This window comes from Proteiniphilum sp., assembly GCF_040307845.1.
Classification (GTDB): Bacteria; Bacteroidota; Bacteroidia; order Bacteroidales; family Dysgonomonadaceae; genus Proteiniphilum.
On sequence record NZ_JAWRIS010000055.1, the window covers coordinates 1 to 20,836 of the forward strand.

The following is a 20,836-nucleotide window of genomic DNA, read 5'->3' on the forward strand; positions in this document are numbered from 1 at the left end:
TTAACCCAACTTTGACCCCTTCAGGATGTATTTCTCTGTAAAACAGCATTCTTATTTTTTTGAAAGTCTTGCTGTGTACTACAAATTTTGATTTTTCTAAAAGGTCTGTCTTTGTAGTGGAGTGCTTTATAAATCGATGCCGCGTCTTTCGTCGGTTCGGAGCAAATCCTGGTTTGCACCTTTTCTCCCAAGGCGTTGACAGCCTCCGTGGTTACCACTTTCTGGGTGGACATTATTCTTGTGATCTCCGTCCAATAATGGTTGATTCCCGATTCTTTGAGTTGGAAGCGTATGGTGTTCACTATCCAGTATGCCAGCAATCCGAAGAACAGGTGGGCATCGGAACGGTCATCTTTTTGATGGAAAATGGGGCGCAGGCTCAGATCCGTCTTCAGCTGCCGGTTTGTGGACTCGATCTCCCTAATCAGGTTATAATAATCCCATGTTACCTTCTCGTCCAGGGAGGCAATATTGGTGCGGAGAAAATAAATCCCGCTGTCACGGTCAAAGTCTTCTTCTGACCGGATACGCCACGACAGTTCGGACATTTGGTTCGTGTTTTTTGTGCTGCGGGTATATGTCACGTCATAGAATTTGGCAATCGAAGGGTAGCGTCCCATGGCGCGGCCGACCCGCTCGACGACTTTATCATAGGTTTTTGTGCCGCCTTTTTTACCCAACGCGTCTTTCGCCTTTTGAAGTTCAGTCTCGAAACGTTCCCTGAACTGCCCTTTCATCGAGCTTTCTTTCAGCCCTTTGGACGGGGAGTTGATTTGCAGGTAATAATCCCCTCCTTCATTGTGCTCGACTTCCCTGAGACGTATTTCCCGTTTTTTGCAGTCATGCACGATCACGGTTTTACCTTCGGATTTCAATTCATAATCCGTCAGGCGCCTGCGTGACACACATAGATAGTTATACCCTTTCTCCCTGATCAACTTCAGGTTGTCTTCCGTGACAATCCCGGCATCGATGACCACAAGGGCTTTCTCTTCGGGATTGTCGCTAACCGGACTCTTCAGGATGACATTCCCTATCATGTCGGGAAGGGACTTCGGGTCTGCCATGTTTCCCTCCAACACGGACGAATACCGGATGAACCCATCCGTGTTGATGCAGAGCGCCAACACAAGAAGTTTACAGTCGTTGCGCCTCTCCTTGCTGCGGCCGAAAGCGGCTTTTTTGCTGTTTTGTTTCCTGCTTTCGAAGTAAAAATTTGTTAAGTCAAAAAGTAGGATGCGGTTCGACAAGTTGAACAGTGTGTCGGTCTTATTACATAAATGTCGTTCCAGTTTATCCTTAATCTTATACAAATCAGGGGCGACTTGATAAGTGGTCTTGTACCCGGGCAGGACATCTTGCCGGCCATAAACCAGTTCGCAGACAGCGGAATTCTCCTTCATCACACGCAACGATTTTAACTCCGACGGGGAATAAATAGTGCGTGTGACCAGGTGTGACAGGGCAGCATTTACGCGGGATTCACTCCAACCCTCCTTTTCCAACAACTTGTCAAGTTCCAACTGGCGGATGGCTTGCAGGCAGAGCCATTCGGCGCCGACATCCCGGGCGTCGGTATGTTTCATTGTTCCCACGTCGACCATGCGCCGGGCTTCTGCCGTTGAGTCATCGATTACTTTTTGGACGATGTCCACACTGCCCTGTTCGACCATCATCGCCCAATACTTCTCCACATGGCCGCGCACGGTATCCGAATAACGGGCAAATGCATCTCCAAGGATTGTCGGCTGATCGCCATGTTCGCTCATCCAGGTCAGTCCTTTCCCGATATCCCGGATATCTTCCGGACGGAGTCCCGAAAGGAACCCCACGTTGAGCAGGATGCGGGAACGGACTTTTCCCACCCTGTCACGGAACGTCTCCTTGATGCGGTAATATTTTTGTTCGCACCCTGTTCCCGGATTATATCGTATCTCTGAAATGAAATGCATCGCCCCAAAGATAAGCATAAGAAAATAACTCACTGTGTACTACAATTGGGAATTATGCACTTTTGAAAAATGCCACTATTGACTATTAGATAATTACAAAAATAAATGACCCAAAAATAGGACGAAAATATTTTTGGGGGTCAAAGTTGGGTTAAGATGAAAGTATTCTGGAGAAGTGACTGGTATTCACCCATATCCTACTCCAACAACTCCTTCATCTCCTCTACGGAGAGTTGCGGCTTGACCACCGCATCGGTCAATGCTTTTTTATAGCGTTGCAACCGCTGGATTTTTTCTTCCACCGTATGCTTGGTGATAAACCGGTAGAGTGTCACATTCCGCTTCTGCCCGATACGATGGGCACGGCTGACAGCCTGCATCTCGGCAGCCGGGTTCCACCACGGGTCGAGGATAAACACATAATCCGCCGCGGTGAGATTCAACCCTGTCCCGCCTGCTTTGAGCGAGATAAAGAATGCCTTGACACCGTCGTCGTTGTTGAACTTCTCAATTTCACCCTGCCGGTCGACAGTGCTCCCGGTCAGCCATGCATAGCGCCACCCCTGCCGGTCGAAATAGTCGGCAAACAGTTGAAGATGTTTGACAAAAGAGGAAAAGATCAACACCTTGTGCTGTTCGGCGAAGATGACTTCGGCTTGCGAGATGACCTGCTCGAATTTGGCCGATTCACCTTCATAACCGGGCAGGGAAATAGCAGGATGATTGGCCAATAGACGCAGGCGCATCAGACTGCTCAATGCCGCCACGGTGTATGATTTATCCGCTTCGGCCCATTGTTCCAGCAAGACGTTGCGGATCTTGTTCTTCTCTTCATTGTAGAGTGCCGCCTGCCGCTCCTCCATCTCGCAATAGACCGTCTCTTCCGTCAATGGCGGCAGCTCCGGCGCCACCTCTTCCTTGGTGCGACGCAGGATAAAAGGGTCGATAATGTTGAGTAGCTTGCGCCTTGCTTCTTCGTCATTGACCACATCGCTCTCGCTGAAACGCTCCCTGAATGCCCTGCGTTTCCCCAACAGGCCCTCATTCAGGAAATCCATCTGAGACCACAAATCGGACAATGAATTTTCGATGGGAGTACCGGTCAGCGCGAGCTTTCCCGTCGAATGGAGTTGCTTGACACATTCAAAAATTTGCGAGTCCGGATTCTTGATGTACTGGCTCTCATCCAGCACAAGATAGTGAAAGTGATAATGGCTTAACAGGTCGATATCCTGTCTGACGGTGCCGTAGCTCGTCAAAACCACCTGGCAATGGTTCAACCGACGGTTGAAATCATCCCCCTGAAGGCGGTTGCTCCCGTAATGGGCATAGACATCCAGCAGCGGTGCGAACTTCTCCAATTCACTCGACCAGTTATGGATCAACGATGTAGGCATCACAATTAGGGACGGCGGGAGTGTTTTTTTTACCTGCACCTCTTCTGCAAAATCATCGAAAATAGAAAGTTGGCGGGGAACACCTGACGACTTCAACCCGGCGGCTTGTATAAGTTCTCCCACTCTGTTCGATTTCGCCAGATAGAGATGCAACAGCAGTGCGATCGTCTGTAGTGTCTTTCCTAATCCCATGTCGTCTGCCAAGCACCCTCCGAAACCTTTTGCCTCCAGGTAAGCCAACCAACGGAAACCACTCTCCTGGTACGGCCGCAATGTAGCGTTCAATGCCGATGGGATATCGACGGAAAGCAGTCGCTCACCCGTCTTCACCTCCGAAAAGCGACCGTTCTCCGCCAGTTCTTTCACACGGAAATGGGTATTGGCAAGGTGTAAGTGATCACCCGATATTTTCCCAAAACGGAACATCTCGTCAAAACGTGAAAACCAAACCGACGGTAAAACGGCAATACGGCCGTCGGGGAGTATATATTCATGGATACCATTCATGATATGCTCTTTCAGTTTCACAAATGGCACCCTCACTACTTCTCCCGACTTGTCGGAATCGTCAAAACAGGCCACACAATAAAGGTCGAACCAGTCGTTTTTACTGGTGACATCAACCTGTAAATTGACCTCTCCGGTGAAGTAAACCAACTTTCCGAGCGATTGTTTCAACTCGAAATGCTTCAATAGCTCCCCATGCCGGTTAATCCATTCAATCAGACCGGTCGAACCGGCTTCGCCCGTCCTACTTGCGGGAATGGGGCTTTCACCGTTAGGAACTTCACGCTTACTCCCGGGAATGGGGATCTCTCTGTTAGCCACAACGTGCTTACGTCCGGAAGCAATATTGAATTGGCCGGTCCGCGACCGGGTCAAGCCTCCTTTCTCCAGCATCTCTACATGCGCCCTCTCCCACTCTTCATCCCGGAAGAACCAGCCGACAGAGAGCACGCCCTCTTCTTCCACCACCTCCGCCACTTTTTTGTAGGGCCTGTCGATGGCGAAGCGATGCAGCCCGTAATGGAACCGCAAGGTAAGCACCGGCAATAAATTGAAATCCGATTCGAGTGTCAACACGGCGACAGGCTGGTAGTGCTGTGGAAAAATAGCAATGCCTTCACCCGTCACCTCATAATTTTTCACGCATTGCAGCACAAACGTACGGATATAGTCGGACACACTCCGCTCAGGGACTTCAATCTGTCTCTTCCTGAAGAAAGGGCGCAATTTTTTTTCATCCACATCATTGAAATAATGCAGTTGCCTGCCGATCACCGCAACGGCGGGATTAGAAACTAACGGGGCGAAGAACTGCTCGTAAAGTGTCACGTCCGCAGTGCCATTCCGTACTATCGCCTTATAGGTAAATGTTTCCGCCCGGGAAAAATGGAAAACCATCTCCGACGGCTCTTTCAACACCTCCACTGCTTGACTTGCCCGGAGATCGCGGACAGCAGTCTTCTCACGCAAGAAAACAGGCGTGCCGGCCTTCCGGATAAGAGCCGCCAGTTCACGCTGCATCTTCTCGATAAAGGGGCGGATATAGAGTTCGATATCTTTCGGTGAAACCTTTTGCAGGAAAGCGACTTCGTTCTTCTCCCTGGAAAAGGAGCGCATCAATTCCCTGTCCGAACAGGAAGTGGACAGCCGGACAATCCGTTGCTCATCCTCCGTCAAATCCTGATAGGATGAAGAAGCGACACGCGCCACCTCTACAATCATATACAATTCTGTATCAGGATTAAAAGAGGCAACTACAGGTTGAAGCATATAACCGAAATTCGGGTGATTGACAAGCGTTATTATGAGTGTGTCCGTCATAGGAGCAAAATTAGCTAAAACCGTGGAAAAGCCGAAATACACAAGTACTAAATTTTTGAACATTGGAAGAGTTATCGCTTTTTTTTGTAATTTTGAACCTTATTTGAAAATTTCAGATTTCAGGATTCAAGAATTCAAGGATTTGACTACGTTTTCTCCGACAAATACTATGGTTAAAATATCTTGCGTCTTGGCTCTTGATTCTTTTGTCTAAATATTAATCGTATGAACATTTCGTACAACTGGCTCAAAGAGTACCTTCAATTTGACCTGTCGCCGCAGGAGACGGCCGATGCGCTCACCTCCATAGGACTGGAAACGGGAAACGTAGAAGAGATACAAACCATCAAAGGGGGATTGGAAGGCTTAGTGATAGGTGAAGTGCTGACATGTGTTTCCCACCCCAATTCCGACCATCTGCACCTGACTACCGTGGATATCGGCGATGGCGAGGAGCCGCTAAAAATCGTCTGCGGTGCACCCAATGTGGCAGCGGGACAGAAAGTGGTGGTTGCCACCATCGGTACGAAATTGTATTCCGGCGATGATGTGTTCACGATAAAACGCTCCAAGATCCGTGGTGAAGAGTCATTCGGCATGATTTGCGCCGAAGACGAGATCGGTATGGGCTCCTCGCACGAAGGTATTATCGTACTACCGGCAGATGCCAAAGCAGGAACACCTGCCAAAGAATACTACAACATTAAAAGTGATTACGTACTTGAAATAGACATTACCCCGAACCGTATAGATGCTGCCTCCCATTTCGGAGTGGCACGCGATTTGGCAGCATGGCTGGAACAGGCGGGCAAACCATACAAACTCACAAAACCATCCGTGGAAGGGTTTGCAGTAGGTACCCCGGAAGGTGGTATTGAAGTAATCGTGGAGAACCGGGAAGCCTGCCCGCGCTATTCAGGACTCACTATCCGTGGCGTGACTGTAAAAGAGAGTCCTGATTGGCTGAAGAACAAATTATTACTGATCGGGCTCCGTCCTATCAACAATATAGTTGATATCACCAACTTCGTGCTGCATGAGACAGGGCATCCGATGCATGCATTCGATGCAGCACATATCACCGGAAATGAGGTTGTGATACGCACTATGCCCGACAAAACCAAATTCATCACACTGGATGAACAGGAACACGAATTAAGCGAAAACGACCTGATGATCTGCAATTCGGAAGAAGGGATGTGTATCGCCGGCGTATTCGGAGGATTGAAGTCGGGGGTAACCGAAACAACAACCGACATATTCCTCGAATCAGCCTATTTCAATCCCACATGGGTGCGGAAGACTGCCCGCCGGCATGGACTGAACACCGACTCGTCGTTCCGATTCGAGCGGGGTGCCGATCCGGCCAATACCGTGTATGTATTGAAACGGGCGGCAATGTTGGTGAAAGAATTGGCTGGCGGTACAATAGAAGGCGATATTCGCGATATATATCCTATACCTGTCGAAAGAGTACGGGTAACCCTCTCTTACGACAAGACAAACAGACTGATAGGCAGAGAGATCCCTAAAGATACTGTCAAAAGTATTTTAAACAGTCTGGAAATTGAGATAGAAAACGAAACGGATGACCAACTCACACTTCGCATCCCGACCTACCGGGTGGACGTGACGCGCGATGTGGATGTAATCGAAGATATCCTCCGTATCTACGGATACAACAACGTGGATATCAGCAACTCATTGAAAGCAAATCTCTCTGCTCAAACGCTGTCAGACCGCAAACAGAAAATGCAGACGTTGATCTCGGAACAGCTCACGGCAAACGGATTTAACGAGATATTGAATAACTCTCTCACTAAAAAAGGGTATTATGAATCTTTAGAAACTTATCCTGCCGCAAACTGCGTGCCACTGGTAAACCCGTTGAGCAACGACCTTAACGTGATGCGGCAGACACTGCTTTTCGGAGGATTGGAGAGTATTGCCTATAACCGCAACCGTAAAAATGGGGACCTCCGGTTCTATGAATTCGGCAATTGTTATTTCTTCAATGAGACAAAAAAGAGCGACGATAAAATCCTTGCCCCTTACTCCGAAGAATTCCATATCGGATTATGGATCTGCGGTAAACGCACCCATAAGAATTGGGCGACAGCCGGTGAACAAAGTTCAGTCTTTGAACTGAAAGCGCATGTGGAAAATATCCTGAAAAGAATGGGAATTAACAGTAATCAGGTATTCTTCGAAACAGAGACAAACGAACTCCTTTCCGTAGGTATGAGCGTCAGAACACATACACGTAGCATAGGTTTCTTTGGTATTGTTTCCCCCGCAATATGTAAAAAGTTCGATATAGATACGGAAACATTCTTCGCCGAGATGAATTGGGATATATTGATGAAAGAATCCGAAAAACAATCGGTCAGCTTTTCGGAGATTGCCCGATTCCCTGCGGTAAGCAGGGACCTTGCCCTTTTAATTGACAAACAACTCACCTTCAATCAAATCCGGCAGATAGCCCTCGGGGCAGAAAAGAATTTACTAAAAAAGATATCCCTTTTTGATGTATATGAAGGAAAAAACCTGCCCGAAGGCAAAAAATCGTATGCGGTTAATTTCCTGCTTCAGGATGAAGAAAAGACGTTGAACGACAAGCAGATCGACAATGTGATGTTGCGGATCCGGAAACGTTTGGAAACCGAACTGGGAGCGCAGCTGAGATAAAAGTGGAAAGGTGCCTAAGTGCCTAAGTGATTAAGTGGTTAGGTGTAATTGGTAATTGGTAATTAATAATTTGTAATTGGTAATTTCAAACAGATATGGGAAGAGCATTTGAATATAGAAAAGCGACAAAACTGAAACGGTGGGGCAATATGGCCCGCGTATTCACAAAATTAGGTAAACAGATTACCATAGCTGTACGTGATGGTGGCCCCGATGCCGATACCAATCCGCGTCTGCGTGTGTTGATACAACAGGCAAAGAAAGAAAATATGCCGAAAGAGAACGTGGAACGTGCCATCAAAAAAGCGACCGACAAGGATCATTCCGATTATAAGGAAATGGTATATGAGGGTTACGGACCTTACGGTATCGCTATCGTGGTGGAAACAGCGACCGACAATCCCACACGCACCGTGGCAAATGTCCGGAGTTATTTCAACAAGCATGGGGGTTCTCTGGGAACTTCCGGCAGTCTGGAGTTCTTATTCGACCACAAGTGCGTGTTCAAGATTGCGCCCAAGGACGGTGTTTCGCTGGAAGACCTGGAGCTGGAACTGATCGATTACGGGGTAGATGAGGTGGTGATCGACGAAGAGGAGATATTTCTCTACGGTGATTTCAAGTCTTACTCCGATATTCAGAATTATCTGGAAGAAAACGGTTTTGAAATCCATTCTGCCGAATTTGAGCGCATCCCCAACGACACCAAAGAACTCAATGAAGAGCAACGCGCCCAGATCGAAAAATTACTGGAGAAATTTGAAGAGGACGACGATGTCCAGAATGTCTTCCATAACATGGCGGAAGGGGAATAAAACTTTGGAGAGAGGGTAAAAGCAGGGCGCTGTAATATGTATAAATCAGGATTGAAGTAGCGCACAGCGGAATCGAACCGCTATTCATTGCCTGAGAAACAATTTTCCTAACCGTTAGAAGAGTGCGCCGTAACGATTTGAGTGGCAAAATTACAAAAAAGTTGGTATCATTATTCCAATAAAGAGCATTTTTTTATTTTCTCCGTCCGAAATATTTTTCAAGGGCTTCCCTGGCGGCTATAAAAGAGCTTTTACGGTTACCAAGGACATCGTCCTCCAGCTTTTCCAATAACCCTGCAATCTCAGGATCACGATAGAAGCTATTACGTAACTGTTCGTTGATGGTTTCGTACATCCAATACTTTGCCTGCTGATTGCGTTTACGGTTAAAATAGCCGTTCTCTTTCACAAAATCGATATAATTGTGTATCATGTCCCAAACCTCAGGGATACCGAGATTATAATACCCGGAATAAGTGAGCACCTTGGGTAACCATCCCGATTCGGGGAGCGGGAAAAGATGCAATGCATTACTGAAATGTCGCTGGGCCATTTTCGCCTTTCCTATGTTATCGCCATCGGCTTTATTGATCACGATGCCGTCAGCCATCTCCATAATTCCCCGTTTGATGCCCTGCAGCTCATCACCGGTGCCGGAAAGCTGGATCAACAAAAAGAAATCGACCATCGAATGGACTGCCGTCTCCGATTGTCCTACCCCCACGGTTTCCACAAACACATAATCGAACCCGGCCGCTTCGCAAAGGACAATGGTCTCACGGGTCTTACGGGCCACGCCACCCAAAGACCCCGCTGCCGGCGAAGGACGGATAAAGGCATCCTGCGCCAGAGAGAGCTTCTCCATCCTTGTTTTATCTCCCAGGATACTTCCTTTCGACCGTTCACTCGAAGGATCGATAGCCAGTACCGCCAGTCTATGTCCTTTCTTCAACAGATGCATTCCGAATGCGTCGATAGAGGTGCTCTTACCCGCTCCGGGCACACCGGTAATCCCTACACGGATGGAATTGCCGGCATGAGGAAGACACTGCTCGATAATAGCCTGTGCTTTCTCCTGATGATCAGGACGCGAACTCTCCACCAGGGTGACCGCCTGGCTGAGTACCACCCTGTTCCCGGATAAGATGCCCTCCACATATTCAGCCACGGAATACTCATGCTCTCTGGTTCTTTTCTGTAGGTAAGGATTTACGCTGGGTGGCCGGGAGACACCTTTATTGACAATAAGTCCTTTGTATTTCGGATCGTTTTCGGGATGTTCCATCATATTTATTGGCAAATTAAAAAACCGAATGAACTTCTACAAAGATAGCTCATCCGGCCTATATTATCAATCGAAACGACAATTTATTGTTTGGGCGTCACATTCCCTTTGATCGTCAACACATACACTGTGTCGGGCACATTGGTATAAACCCGGATGGTCTTGTTAAACGTACCCGGGCGACGCACGGTTGAATAAGTAGCGGAGATAGTCCCCGTTTTACCCGGTAACACGGGCTCTTTGGTATAACTGGGAGTAGTGCATCCGCAGGATGCGGATACCCGCTGGATGATAAGCGGACTTTTTCCGTTGTTGGTAAATTCAAACTGAGTGGAAACCGAGCCTATCTCCTCTTTGATAATACCAAAATTATGCTCTGTCCTCTTAAAATCCATCTCCGGGTTCTGCTGGGCAAAGGCCACTCCGCCAAGCAAAACAGCACACAATAATACTAAACTAAATTTTTTCATCTTTCTTTCTTTTATTTTTCATCATTACCTCTTCATGCAAGGGTAATATCTTTTTGTAACTCCTCATACATTTTAGTTGCCAGATAGACCAGGACATCAAATTATTCGAGGTCTGTGGACGGAGGTATATTCAATACAATCTTGTTCACTTTTCTGCCGATACTATGTTGTTTACAGACACAAAAGTAACAAATTCGTTTAAAGCTTGTTTATTCTTTAACAATAATTCTCATTCCGGCGGTATGCGATGTAAATTCAGGGGCATACATGCTCTGGATGGTAGTGATACCGTTGGAATAACTGCCCGGCCGGTTCACATATACCGCATACTCGAACAGATAAGTACCCCGCGGCAGATTGTCGAAATAGAAACCGGTAGAGGCATCTTTGGAGGTCTGGTAGTAGGGAATTCCGTTCTGCCATCCCATGCCGGAGATCTGGTTGGCCGGCTCTAAAGCGGCGGCACGCATATCTTTCAAATGGACAAACTCCATATCACGATCGCTTCTCACTGTCAATCGTACTACTACTTTATCTCCCACTTTCAAGGGACTCTCCTCTGTAATACGCACCAATTGCGTTCCCGTCGCGGTAGCCTGCTCCACAAAGAGTTGCTTTTCGATATCGAGTGCAGCATCGGTTTTTTCAATTTTGTCCATATCTTCGAAATACTGCCAGTAGAGTGCGCCCCAGGCAGGACTGTTTCCCTGATGTGACACACTAACCTTACCCATTTCGGGAGTTATTTCCGTTCGGCTCCACGATTTCTTGAAATAACCGCTGCCCAACTCCTTGCTCTCCGGCTCGACACGCTGTTTTCCCACTGAAATGATTGTCTCACCCTCTGTGGTAAACCAGTCGCTTCCGGTGCTCAGCAACGCATACACAGCGTCTGCAGTGGCATGCGTTGTCTCCCACAACTGCGTTTGCTTTTGCTTCAACAACCACCGCTTCATCTCATCGATTTCCTCCGCCCTGGCCCCCCCTGCACGGAAGGCATCCATGATAAAGGCGTGCACCGAGACGGCCGATTGCGACATAAACACATGTGCACGGTTGTTCGCCCAATACATGCCCATTTCTTCCGAACGGATGGCATGTTCGCGGAAAGATTTCATGATGGCGTCCACCGTGCCGGTTTTCCCTTGACGGCTCATCAGCATGGCAATCAATGAGCGTTCATACAATCCATATTGCGTCCAGTTCCTTTCAATCACGGAGAGATAAAAATCAGTCATCTCTTTCGTCTCTTTGTCCAGCGTATTCCCGGTATAAGCGGAGCGGACATAGAGATACTCAAGGTCGGTAATGGAAATGGTCTTGATATTTTTCCAGTCTTTATTATACTTTTTCAGCGATTCAAAACGGCGTTGGGCCTCAATATCGACATAAGAAACCGCTTTTGACTGCATCGCAAGGATATCGTCAGAAAACCCGGCAACGCCCAGTTCCTTCAACTGATGAAATCCGTAAAGGATATATTGGGTAATGCTTATACTCGGATTAAAACCCTTGAACCAACTCCAGCCCCCCTGATTGGTTTGTAACTCCTGCAACTTGCCTATAGCCGTATTTGTAAGGTTACGGCTGCGATTCAAATCAAACAATAGTGATAGCCGCTCTTTCTGTTCCGACTCGTTTTGGGCTTCCAATACCCATGGCGTCTCCTCCAGCAATACATTCTTCAGCTCCTGGTTCTTCTCCAGATTGGATAGAAAAGTCTCTTTACTTCCTCCCTGCTTTTTCCATGCTTCCACCATCGCCTTCACTTTGGGGAACGCCTCTCCGATATGTGCTCCCAACGAATTGGCATAATAGGAAGCAAACCATGAAACCGCATTGTCGCTTTCAGATTCACCCAGCACCGGTAACGCCTGTATCGCATACCACGCCGGATTGGAGGTGAACTCGAGCGTCAGCCGGAAATCCCGTATGGTAGCGGATGACCGGTCAATCAGCCTATCCATGTTAAACTCTTTAGTCTGCTTACCGTTCAGATCCATCCGCATGCTTTCGGTCACCAGCATCCGGTTGGGAAGCACCGCCAACGCATGTTGTTCACCATCGCTGAACTGTGCGCTGCTTGCCACAATCCGCACGCCAAGAAGATCAATGTCGGCCGGTACCTCAAACCTCCACGACGCATCTGAAGAAGCACCCTGTTCCAGAGAAAACGACTGCTCCCGGATATCCAATGATATCGTAGAGATAGCCTCTTCAGTAAGAGGATTGAAGAATTCCAGCTTCACGCTGCCGCTGACCGCATCATCCGAGAGGTTCGATATCTTGGTAGATATCGCCGCGTGATCACCGTGACGGAGGAACCGCGGCATATTGGGCGTCACCATCAACTCTTTCTGCGACACGGTAAAAGCTTCCGCCGTTCCACTATTCAATTCCTTATCATGCGCCAGCACGCGGAAACGCCACCGTGTATTGCTTTCCGGCACAGTAAAGGTGATTTGGGTCTCACCCTTGTCGTTGGTTTTCAGTTGCGGAAAGAAAAAAGCAGTTTCATTGAAATTACGCCGTATTTGTGGACTCCCGTTTTCATCGCCATCCGCCATTGATGCCTGGGGCGACTCACCACTTTCTTCTCTGGTTCCTTCGTCCTTACCCATAATAGGTGCAGCTGCCATATCTGTGACAGAGATAATTTTATTTTCGCTCAATTCTGCGATATCGATCCCTTGCGCCTCCTGCACTACCTGTTGCGACTTACTAAACATCTGTAAATGTGCCCCACTTGCTCTCGCACCCCTTAGCATCATCCTGCCGGAGTAGAACATAGAATAACCGAACCAGTTAAACCGGTCCAATTCAAACGAAGAGACCTGCTCCCATTGCGGCGACAGATAGCCATACGCCGATTCATCGAGGAAAGACCGGTCGTTCTCCAAGCTCATTGCCGGCCTATACCGGACAAAACGGGAAGGAGAAAGTATCCAATTGAGGGACGGATAAATATTTTCAAGCGAAAAGTCATACATAGACGCCAGCACCTCTGCCGCCGCGGGGGTATCATCCGCACCGGTCACGGTGATCCGCCACTCCTCTCCCGCACCGGGGCGAATCTTGTCACGGAACACATCCAATTTCACATTCAGCTCATTTTTATCTTTTTCCGGAAGAAAGTCCACCTTGTGGCTATGGAACTTTTCACCCTTCACATAGGTAAGCATCAGGGTAACACCTTCCTTATATTGTTCCTTATAGGGAATCGAGAAAAGCCGGTTTTCATTGTCCAAACCAATCCATTTCCGCTCCACCAGGGTATTTTCCTGCCATAACTCATACAAGGCATGTACTCTCTCGGAAACACCCAGAATCACCTCCCCATTTTTGCCCGGTGAGAAGTTCCTGTTTTTTTCGATGAACCAATCGTTGGTCTTCACCGGCGGACGTTTATCCGCATAAGAGAAGAGGATTATATCTTTCTCCGTTTCAATGGGATTTCCCCTGTCGTCTTTCGACGCTAATTTCACCCGGTATTTTCCTGATGCCAAACCGTCCAACTGTTTTCTCAATGTCGGCTGCACACCAGTCTTGAATGTACCATCTGCCACCTGTTGATGTATAGAGTCATTTTCCTGTAATGAAAAAATCTGATAAGCTCCTTCAGCATTCACATCATTGCCATCCAGGTTTTTGGCAGTGATCACGATTTTTTCATCTTTCTCTTTTACCCACCGGTCGGCCATCTCCAAAGACAAAATCATAGATAAATCGCCCACCGTGACGGTATAGGTAGCCGATTGGGTCTCACCGTTAATATCGGTCACGTTCGCCACCACTACAAAAGAGTATATTTCTTTGGAAAAACGCTGCCCATCCGGTTTTTCCGGGGTAAATCCGATCTCGAAACGGCCATCCTTGCCGGTAGTGACACTGCCCGCCACATAATGATCGGTTCTGTTTCCGCCCCATATCCGCCACCACATTTGCCGGCGTGTAATCGAATATTCCACATTCGCCTCTTGCAACGTTATACCCGAGAAACTCTCAGCCTTACCTTTCAGACTGATTTCCTCACCAAATTGATAGGTCTTTTCTATCTTGTCGAAAGTCACTTCAAATGTAGGACGTTTGTATTCCTCCACCCGGAAACTCGTCCCCCCTCTGCCGGTCTCGACCGTAAAGGAACCCGGCAACACTCCCTGCGGCAACACAAATTCACCGGCAACGGAACCAAATTCGTTGGTAGTGATGGTCTGTTTTGAGATTTCCCGGTGATTGGCATCCCGCAACATTAATTCAATAGGTTTGCCCGGAATAACAGTTTGTTCCCCGGCGACAGTACGGTAACGGATCGCCTTGAAGTAAACCGTCTGTCCGGGCCGGTAAATACTCCGGTCCGTGAAAACAGTTATATCCTCCCGCGCTTCATCGTTACCGCTTGAATAAGTATAAAAAACCGATGGCAACCGGTTCAGCGCAGAACCCTTGTCATTTCCAGAAACAACATGATAAAAAACATCATTGTTCGGGATTTTCTTCTCATACACAGCCAGTCCCAACTCATTGGTGACAACTGACTGATCCAGCGTAAGCCGGGAATTGTTCCAATTGCCTGGCAGCTTATAAATATCGATTTTGGCATTGGGAACCGGCGCACCGGTAGTTCTATCCACTGCAAAAAAGTCGTACTTTTTATCGGACGCGCTACGTGTGAAAACGGCAAAATCAGAAACCGAAAAATAATAATCCGATCCCCTGTTCTCTTCCGACTCGGGCGATGAACTGAAGGTGAGCATATAGGCTCCAAAATCAGAGAGATCTATGGCGAACGACGTTTCCCCCTGCCAGTATTCGGGTATGTCGGGCAACGGTATGGGTATTTCCTTCACAAGCACTCGCTTGCCCGCTATCTGACTTTTGACTTTCGATCGTTCTTCCAACCCCTCCATGGGTGAATTGAGACGATAAAGCTTCGCGGTAAGCGAACGGATATTCCTGAAATTCACCTTCAGCTCCTTCTTGCCCTCTTTCGGGAATGTGCCCGCTCCCGTAACGGTAAAATTCGGCTGGGTAAGTTGTGACAACCTGTTCCGGAGTATGGAGATACGTTCGTATTTCGGGAAGTCCGCAATGGTTTTCCGTAACAATTCATACACTTCGGCTGTCTTCTCTTTTCGCTCCACAGTATCTTCTGCATTTATCAAATCAACTTTCTGAAGATAGAAACCACAAAGCTTGTCGACGATCTCCACGCTAAACGGATCACCTTCCCATTTCTTCAGCAATGCTTCCAGCGAAGGCAGCGCATGAGTCTGATAAGCATCGTTCAATCCGGGCAGATAGTCCAGTTTTTCAAGTTCTGTCAGCAGTATGGACTGTCGCAACTCCCTGTCAAGTAATGATGCCAGATGCTGCCGGTAATATTCAAGTACCCACAATTCCTTTTCTACCGGTTGTGGATCGAATGACAACTTGGCAAATTCATCCGCAGGTGCAAACAACGATTGTTGAGAAATATTCTTCCTTGCCAGTATGCGGCTCAAGTCTGCCCCCTGGTCTATTTGGCCGGACAACCCTATGGCGCGACGCATCAGGAAATCATACATGGTGGGATAAAATCTCCTCGAATCCTTGCCCAATTCCACGACCGCCGTATACGATTCTACCTCTACGTTCAACAACTCTTTTTCCTGAGCCAACGAAGCATTCAAATGTTCCCCCACCTTATTGAAAAAAATATTGGAGGTCCACTCTTTCATATCGGCCGGCACGAAATCACCCAAGTCCGTACGTTGATCGATATTCCACCGCTCTTTTTGGTAATACTGCAGGTATAATTCCCCCAGCATGGAATGCAGCACCGACTGCTCCACCGGGTCACTGCTTTTCTCGAGCATCTCGTTCAGGTTGCGGAAGATAAGCGTATCGTTTTGCGCGTCCATCACCAGGTCGTATTTTCCCTGATGGATCAACGCCTTGATGACCTGTGGGCTGTTTTTATCTTTTATGGCTTTTTGCAAAATGGCGTTCACGGCATCTGAAGCCGATTGGGGCAACGACTTCTTTTCAAAATCAGCCACCTTTGCCCATTCACTGGCATATTGGTTTCTGTTCATAGATCGGTTATTCTGCGAAAAAACTCCCGTCGCAAATGCCACGAGAAGGAGAGTGAGATATATCTTGTTCATAGAAGTATTTGTTTGTAAACAAGTTCTTTTTACTTTTAATTATCAGAAACGTTTGATAAGTAAAAACCAAAATAGTTTAATCTATCCGGACTGTCTTTTTAACAACTTCAGATATCTTTTGTTTTGATAAAAAAAACCGGTATCTTCTTTCGTGGCATGCATTGAAAGAAAATACCGGTAAAGTAAAAAAAATACTTTTTATTCGGCTTCCACCGTCAGCGGAGCTACCACAAGTCCATCTTTGGCATCCGACGTAAAGGCGATCCAGTAAGTATCCGGAGTCCCTTCTTCGTCATCAGCCGGTTGGCCTTGTACAAGCCTCCACGAAGTCACATTATGATCAACGGGATCTTTTCCTTCCTCTGTCACCGTCAGTTTCCCAACAGAAACCAATGATTCCCTGACAGAAGCAGCTTCTTCCGTATCGGTGTCTCCTCCGATCCAATCCTGAGGGTCATTCAATGCCAATACCAACGATTCATCTTCCTCTTCGTTCGTCCATGAAAAGGTGACAACTTTTTGTTCGGATTTGGTGAGCGTGAAGGTTCCCTCATCCGTACCGAATACCTTTTCATACTTATCCCATTTGATACGTACAGTAGCGTCTCCTTTCTCATCTTCAAAAGGATCTTCCTTCACAGCAACCGCTATGACTGCATCCACTCCATCTTTATCGGTTACCTTTACAGTGGTGTTACCTTCTTTCAGACCTTTGATGGTTATATCTCTCCCATCGACAGATACTTCAGCCACCGTTTCATCAGCCGGAACCGCTTCATAAGGAGCCATTCCACCACTTACTTTCACAACAGCTTCTTCACCGATAATCACTTCGACGCTATTTTTATCGAATGTCAACTTTGAATCATCATCATCATCACATGCAACGAAAAACGCGCCTGACAATATCAAGCCCAATAAATAAACAGAAATTTTTTTCATAATAACCTTTCTTTTTATAGTTAAAAACTGTGTAATTTGTGTAGTTTGAGATCTCTTTTACACATAAGGACAGATGGGAGAAAAAACAAAACGCTGCATGGGAGCAGCGTATTTAACCATACTTAAACCTTTTGTAACACCCATTAACGGTAAAACAGGTCCTATTTTTCACCTGTAACCAATTAATTACCTGCACATAAGTATAAAAAAAATTATTTCTCCGGTTTCATCACCACTCCTACCCTCTTTTTACCATTTATTTTGATGATCACAGGCCAGTCGAAATGTACCTGCCGGATAAATTCGGTCTCATATACGGCAGGTTGTGTGTTCAGAAATTCCTCATCAAAGAAACCCTCGTTTTCCACAAAAGGGTTGACTGTGAAATAACCCACGCCAAAGGAAGTGAGATTCTGGAAGAAATGCGTTCCCTGGCTGGGTTCTATACGGTAATTTTCCATTGCCGACTCCACAATCACCCGCGCCTGGCTGATATGTGGCCATTTCACCGGTATGCCTAACCAAGGGTCGGAAGAGCCCCAACGACCCGGTCCGACCAGCACATAATTGGTTCCCTCAGCAGCAAAGCGACTGTTCAACAACTCTATCTCACGCGCTATCAGCGGAGTCTTCGAAGCATTAAAGGCCGCGGTCTTCACGTAAACCACATCATGTACATCGTTCGAAATCCCGTTACCAAGAGCATTTTTCGAAAACAATACCGTGTTGGTTTGCAACACCTCCTCCAGATTTTCATGTACCACTTCCTTGTTGTCTACAATCGGTCGGATCTGTAATACATAAAAAGAGGCAAACTGATTGTCTGCAATATCCACCGCAAATTCTATCTCCACTGGCCGTCCCATCTCTTTCTGGCCTGCTTTCAGCAGTTTATCAAGGATTTCTGAAAGCGGAAACATCCCATGCTGAAGAATATTGGCGAAGGAGATGATCTTGCGCCCACCCTCATAATAACCATCACGGATAAGCTGATCCTGGGGATCATAAGTAGAGGCTACATACCGGAGCGGACCTTCCTTTTCCGCTTCTTTGAGTCGAAGTTTCAGGAGATTAAAGCCATCATCCACCATAAAATCCTTTATTTCCGAGTGAAGGTCAAGTGCATAGAAACGGGTCTGGGTGTCACTCAATGCCAGATCGAGCGAACTCAACTGCAAAATATTGGAAGCATGGAGCGGAGAAAAACGGAGGCCCGTATTACCGTCCATAATATATTTTCCTAAGCCGAAAGCCATGTTCACGATGCCATCCTCCGGTTTTTCGTTACCGATAGGGTAATAATTAAGCGAACGCGCTACCCCCGAAATAGCGGGGTAACACAGGTTCCCATATTGGGAACCGACCACCTCCTGCAATACGATTGCCATCTTCTCCTGATCGATCAGGTTTTGCGTGGCAGCCATATATGCCTTGCTATCTTTATAAAAAACTGAAGCATACACCGCCTTGATAGCATTGCTGAGCAAACGAACCATCTCATATTTATCATTCACATAAGGAATCATATAGGTAGAATAAATTCCCGCGAACGGCTGATATTGTGAATCTTCGAGCAAACTCGAAGAACGGATGGCAATGGGTGTTTCTATCGCTTCAAAAAAAACGAGGAAATCACTGACTAACCGCTTCGGAAGCTTGGCGGCAAGGAAATGTTTCAGGATCATCTCGTCCTCCAACTCCGAAAGGGCTACGGGATAGAGGTTATTGGCTTCCATGAATTCATCGAAGATATCGGTACAAAGCACTACCGTCTTGGGCGTAGTGACAGGGAAGTTCTGGTTGTTGTTCAACTCCAGATGCGTTTTCACCATATAACCGATAAAAGCCAGGCCTCTCCCTTTCCCTCCGAGCGATCCCTCACCGATACGGGCGAAATTGGAATACTGGTCGAACCGGTCCTTCTCGAAGACAGCCACCACACCGGTGTTCTTCATACGCCGGTATTGTACGATAGTGGCATAAATAAGCTCACGGGCATCGTGCATATTGGCGTATTCCGAGACGTCAATCTTCTTGAGCATCTCCGCCACGGGAAACATGGCACGGGAATAAAAAAACCTTGAGAAATGATTTCTCGAAAGGTGATAATACAAAGCATCATCAGGGATATTGCGGATATTCATCTGCAATTCCTTCAGGTTTTTGATACGGAATATTTCCTGCTTGGTGTTTGGGTCGGTAATGATAAAATCGCCAAAGCCAAGATTCTCCTTGATCGCCTTGCGCAGATCCTGCGGAAAAGTTTTGGAATTCTTATCAATAAATACGGCATCCACCGCAGCAGCATGCTGCCGGTTGTCCGATTCGGAAGAAGTATAGATAATCGGGATAGAACGATCCTTTTTCCTGATCCACTCACCAAGCCGTTTCCCTGCCATTTTATCCTTCTCTCCATCCACATTGAAGCTCATGTCGCTGATTACTCCGAGCATATTATCCCCATATTTCTTGTAATAGGTGACCGCTTCCTCATAATCACGGGCAAGCAGTATTTTGGGACGACCACGCATGCGGAGCATTCGCAAGTGGTCGTTGAGCGCCTCCTTCGAAAACTCTTTCGATTCACTCAATACAAACTTATAGAGCAAGGGCAAGGCCGACGAATAAAAACGGACAGAATCCTCTACCAGCATGACAGTCTGTACACCTACAGTCTTCACATCATGCTCCACATTCATCCGGTCTTCAATGATCTTGATAATGGCCAACAGCAGGTCGGTATCACCCAGCCAACTAAAAACATAATCGATACCGCTCAGGTCCGATTTACTCAATGATTGGGTAACCGCTTTGGAGAAAGGCGTAAGCAACACCACCGGAATATCGGAATAACGCGCCTTGATCTGCTTTGCCAGATCAAACGTATCGCTGTTATCCATATTAGGCATGCAGATGATCAGCTCATAATGATTCTGTTTCAGTTCCGCCAAAGCCTCCTTGCTGTTGCCCACCTGTGTAAACCTGGGTGGATAACGCAGGTTGAGTGAAGTATATTCGTTGAATATCTGTTCGTCCACACGTCCGTCGTCTTCCAGGATAAACATATCATAGCGTGAAGCTACCATCAGGATATTGTAGATCCGTTTGTTCATCAGCTTGACAAAAGGTGTGTCACGGAACCTGAACCGGTTTATATCATGGGCCTTAACTACAGACCCGGAGGTTTTTAGTTTCATATTCATTCGGTTGTTATTCGATTGTTATTCAATTGTTATTCGGTTGTTATTCAATTGTTATTCGATTGTTATTCAGTTGTTATTCAGTTGTTGTTTGTTGGTAATTTGAGCATTATC

9 protein-coding genes are annotated in these 20,836 nt (G+C 47.0%); 2 read left to right on the forward strand and 7 right to left on the reverse strand.

The features are described 5' to 3' along the window. Window positions 1–20 precede the first annotated feature (20 nt). Entirely contained in the window at window positions 21–1,952 is a 1,932-nt protein-coding gene (locus ABV001_RS12635; protein WP_502929888.1) for an IS1634 family transposase, read from the reverse strand. A 197-nt stretch (window positions 1,953–2,149) separates the two neighbouring features. Beyond that, window positions 2,150–5,239, reverse strand: coding sequence for a DEAD/DEAH box helicase (locus ABV001_RS12640; RefSeq protein ID WP_352423141.1), 3,090 nt, complete (start codon window positions 5,237–5,239; stop codon window positions 2,150–2,152). 162 nt (window positions 5,240–5,401) lie between these two features. Between ABV001_RS12640 and pheT the strand changes: the two genes are divergently transcribed. Next, complete coding sequence (pheT, locus tag ABV001_RS12645; protein ID WP_352423142.1) at window positions 5,402–7,864, forward strand: phenylalanine--tRNA ligase subunit beta; 2,463 nt, start codon at window positions 5,402–5,404, stop codon at window positions 7,862–7,864. Between the two features lie 95 nt (window positions 7,865–7,959). Further along, on the forward strand, window positions 7,960–8,679 hold the full coding sequence (locus ABV001_RS12650; RefSeq protein ID WP_352423143.1) for a YebC/PmpR family DNA-binding transcriptional regulator: 720 nt from the start codon (window positions 7,960–7,962) through the stop codon (window positions 8,677–8,679). Window positions 8,680–8,872: 193 nt separating this feature from the next. Here ABV001_RS12650 and meaB read toward each other — a convergent pair whose 3' ends face one another. The 5 genes from meaB to ABV001_RS12675 form a co-directional block, all read right to left on the reverse strand. Then, entirely contained in the window at window positions 8,873–9,964 is a 1,092-nt protein-coding gene (gene meaB / locus ABV001_RS12655; RefSeq protein ID WP_352423155.1) for a methylmalonyl Co-A mutase-associated GTPase MeaB, read from the reverse strand. A gap of 83 nt (window positions 9,965–10,047) precedes the next feature. After that, a complete protein-coding gene (locus tag ABV001_RS12660; RefSeq protein WP_352423144.1) occupies window positions 10,048–10,434 on the reverse strand; it encodes a DUF1573 domain-containing protein in 387 nt (128 codons plus the stop codon). 209 nt (window positions 10,435–10,643) lie between these two features. Next, on the reverse strand, window positions 10,644–16,580 hold the full coding sequence (locus tag ABV001_RS12665; RefSeq protein WP_352423145.1) for an alpha-2-macroglobulin family protein: 5,937 nt from the start codon (window positions 16,578–16,580) through the stop codon (window positions 10,644–10,646). A gap of 198 nt (window positions 16,581–16,778) precedes the next feature. Then, window positions 16,779–17,522, reverse strand: coding sequence for an Ig-like domain-containing protein (locus ABV001_RS12670; protein WP_352423146.1), 744 nt, complete (start codon window positions 17,520–17,522; stop codon window positions 16,779–16,781). 212 nt (window positions 17,523–17,734) lie between these two features. Next, window positions 17,735–20,719, reverse strand: coding sequence for a PEP/pyruvate-binding domain-containing protein (locus ABV001_RS12675; protein ID WP_352423147.1), 2,985 nt, complete (start codon window positions 20,717–20,719; stop codon window positions 17,735–17,737). Window positions 20,720–20,836: the final 117 nt, after the last annotated feature.

Bases quoted from the DNA above. Each gene is read 5' to 3' on its own strand.
- ABV001_RS12635 (WP_502929888.1), bottom strand. From the start codon at position 1,952: ATGCATTTCATTTCAGAGATACGATATAATCCGGGAACAGGGTGCGAA.
- ABV001_RS12640 (WP_352423141.1), bottom strand. From the start codon at position 5,239: ATGTTCAAAAATTTAGTACTTGTGTATTTCGGCTTTTCCACGGTTTTA.
- pheT (WP_352423142.1), top strand. From the start codon at position 5,402: ATGAACATTTCGTACAACTGGCTCAAAGAGTACCTTCAATTTGACCTG.
- ABV001_RS12650 (WP_352423143.1), top strand. From the start codon at position 7,960: ATGGGAAGAGCATTTGAATATAGAAAAGCGACAAAACTGAAACGGTGG.
- meaB (WP_352423155.1), bottom strand. From the start codon at position 9,964: ATGGAACATCCCGAAAACGATCCGAAATACAAAGGACTTATTGTCAAT.
- ABV001_RS12660 (WP_352423144.1), bottom strand. From the start codon at position 10,434: ATGAAAAAATTTAGTTTAGTATTATTGTGTGCTGTTTTGCTTGGCGGA.
- ABV001_RS12665 (WP_352423145.1), bottom strand. From the start codon at position 16,580: ATGAACAAGATATATCTCACTCTCCTTCTCGTGGCATTTGCGACGGGA.
- ABV001_RS12670 (WP_352423146.1), bottom strand. From the start codon at position 17,522: ATGAAAAAAATTTCTGTTTATTTATTGGGCTTGATATTGTCAGGCGCG.
- ABV001_RS12675 (WP_352423147.1), bottom strand. From the start codon at position 20,719: ATGAAACTAAAAACCTCCGGGTCTGTAGTTAAGGCCCATGATATAAAC.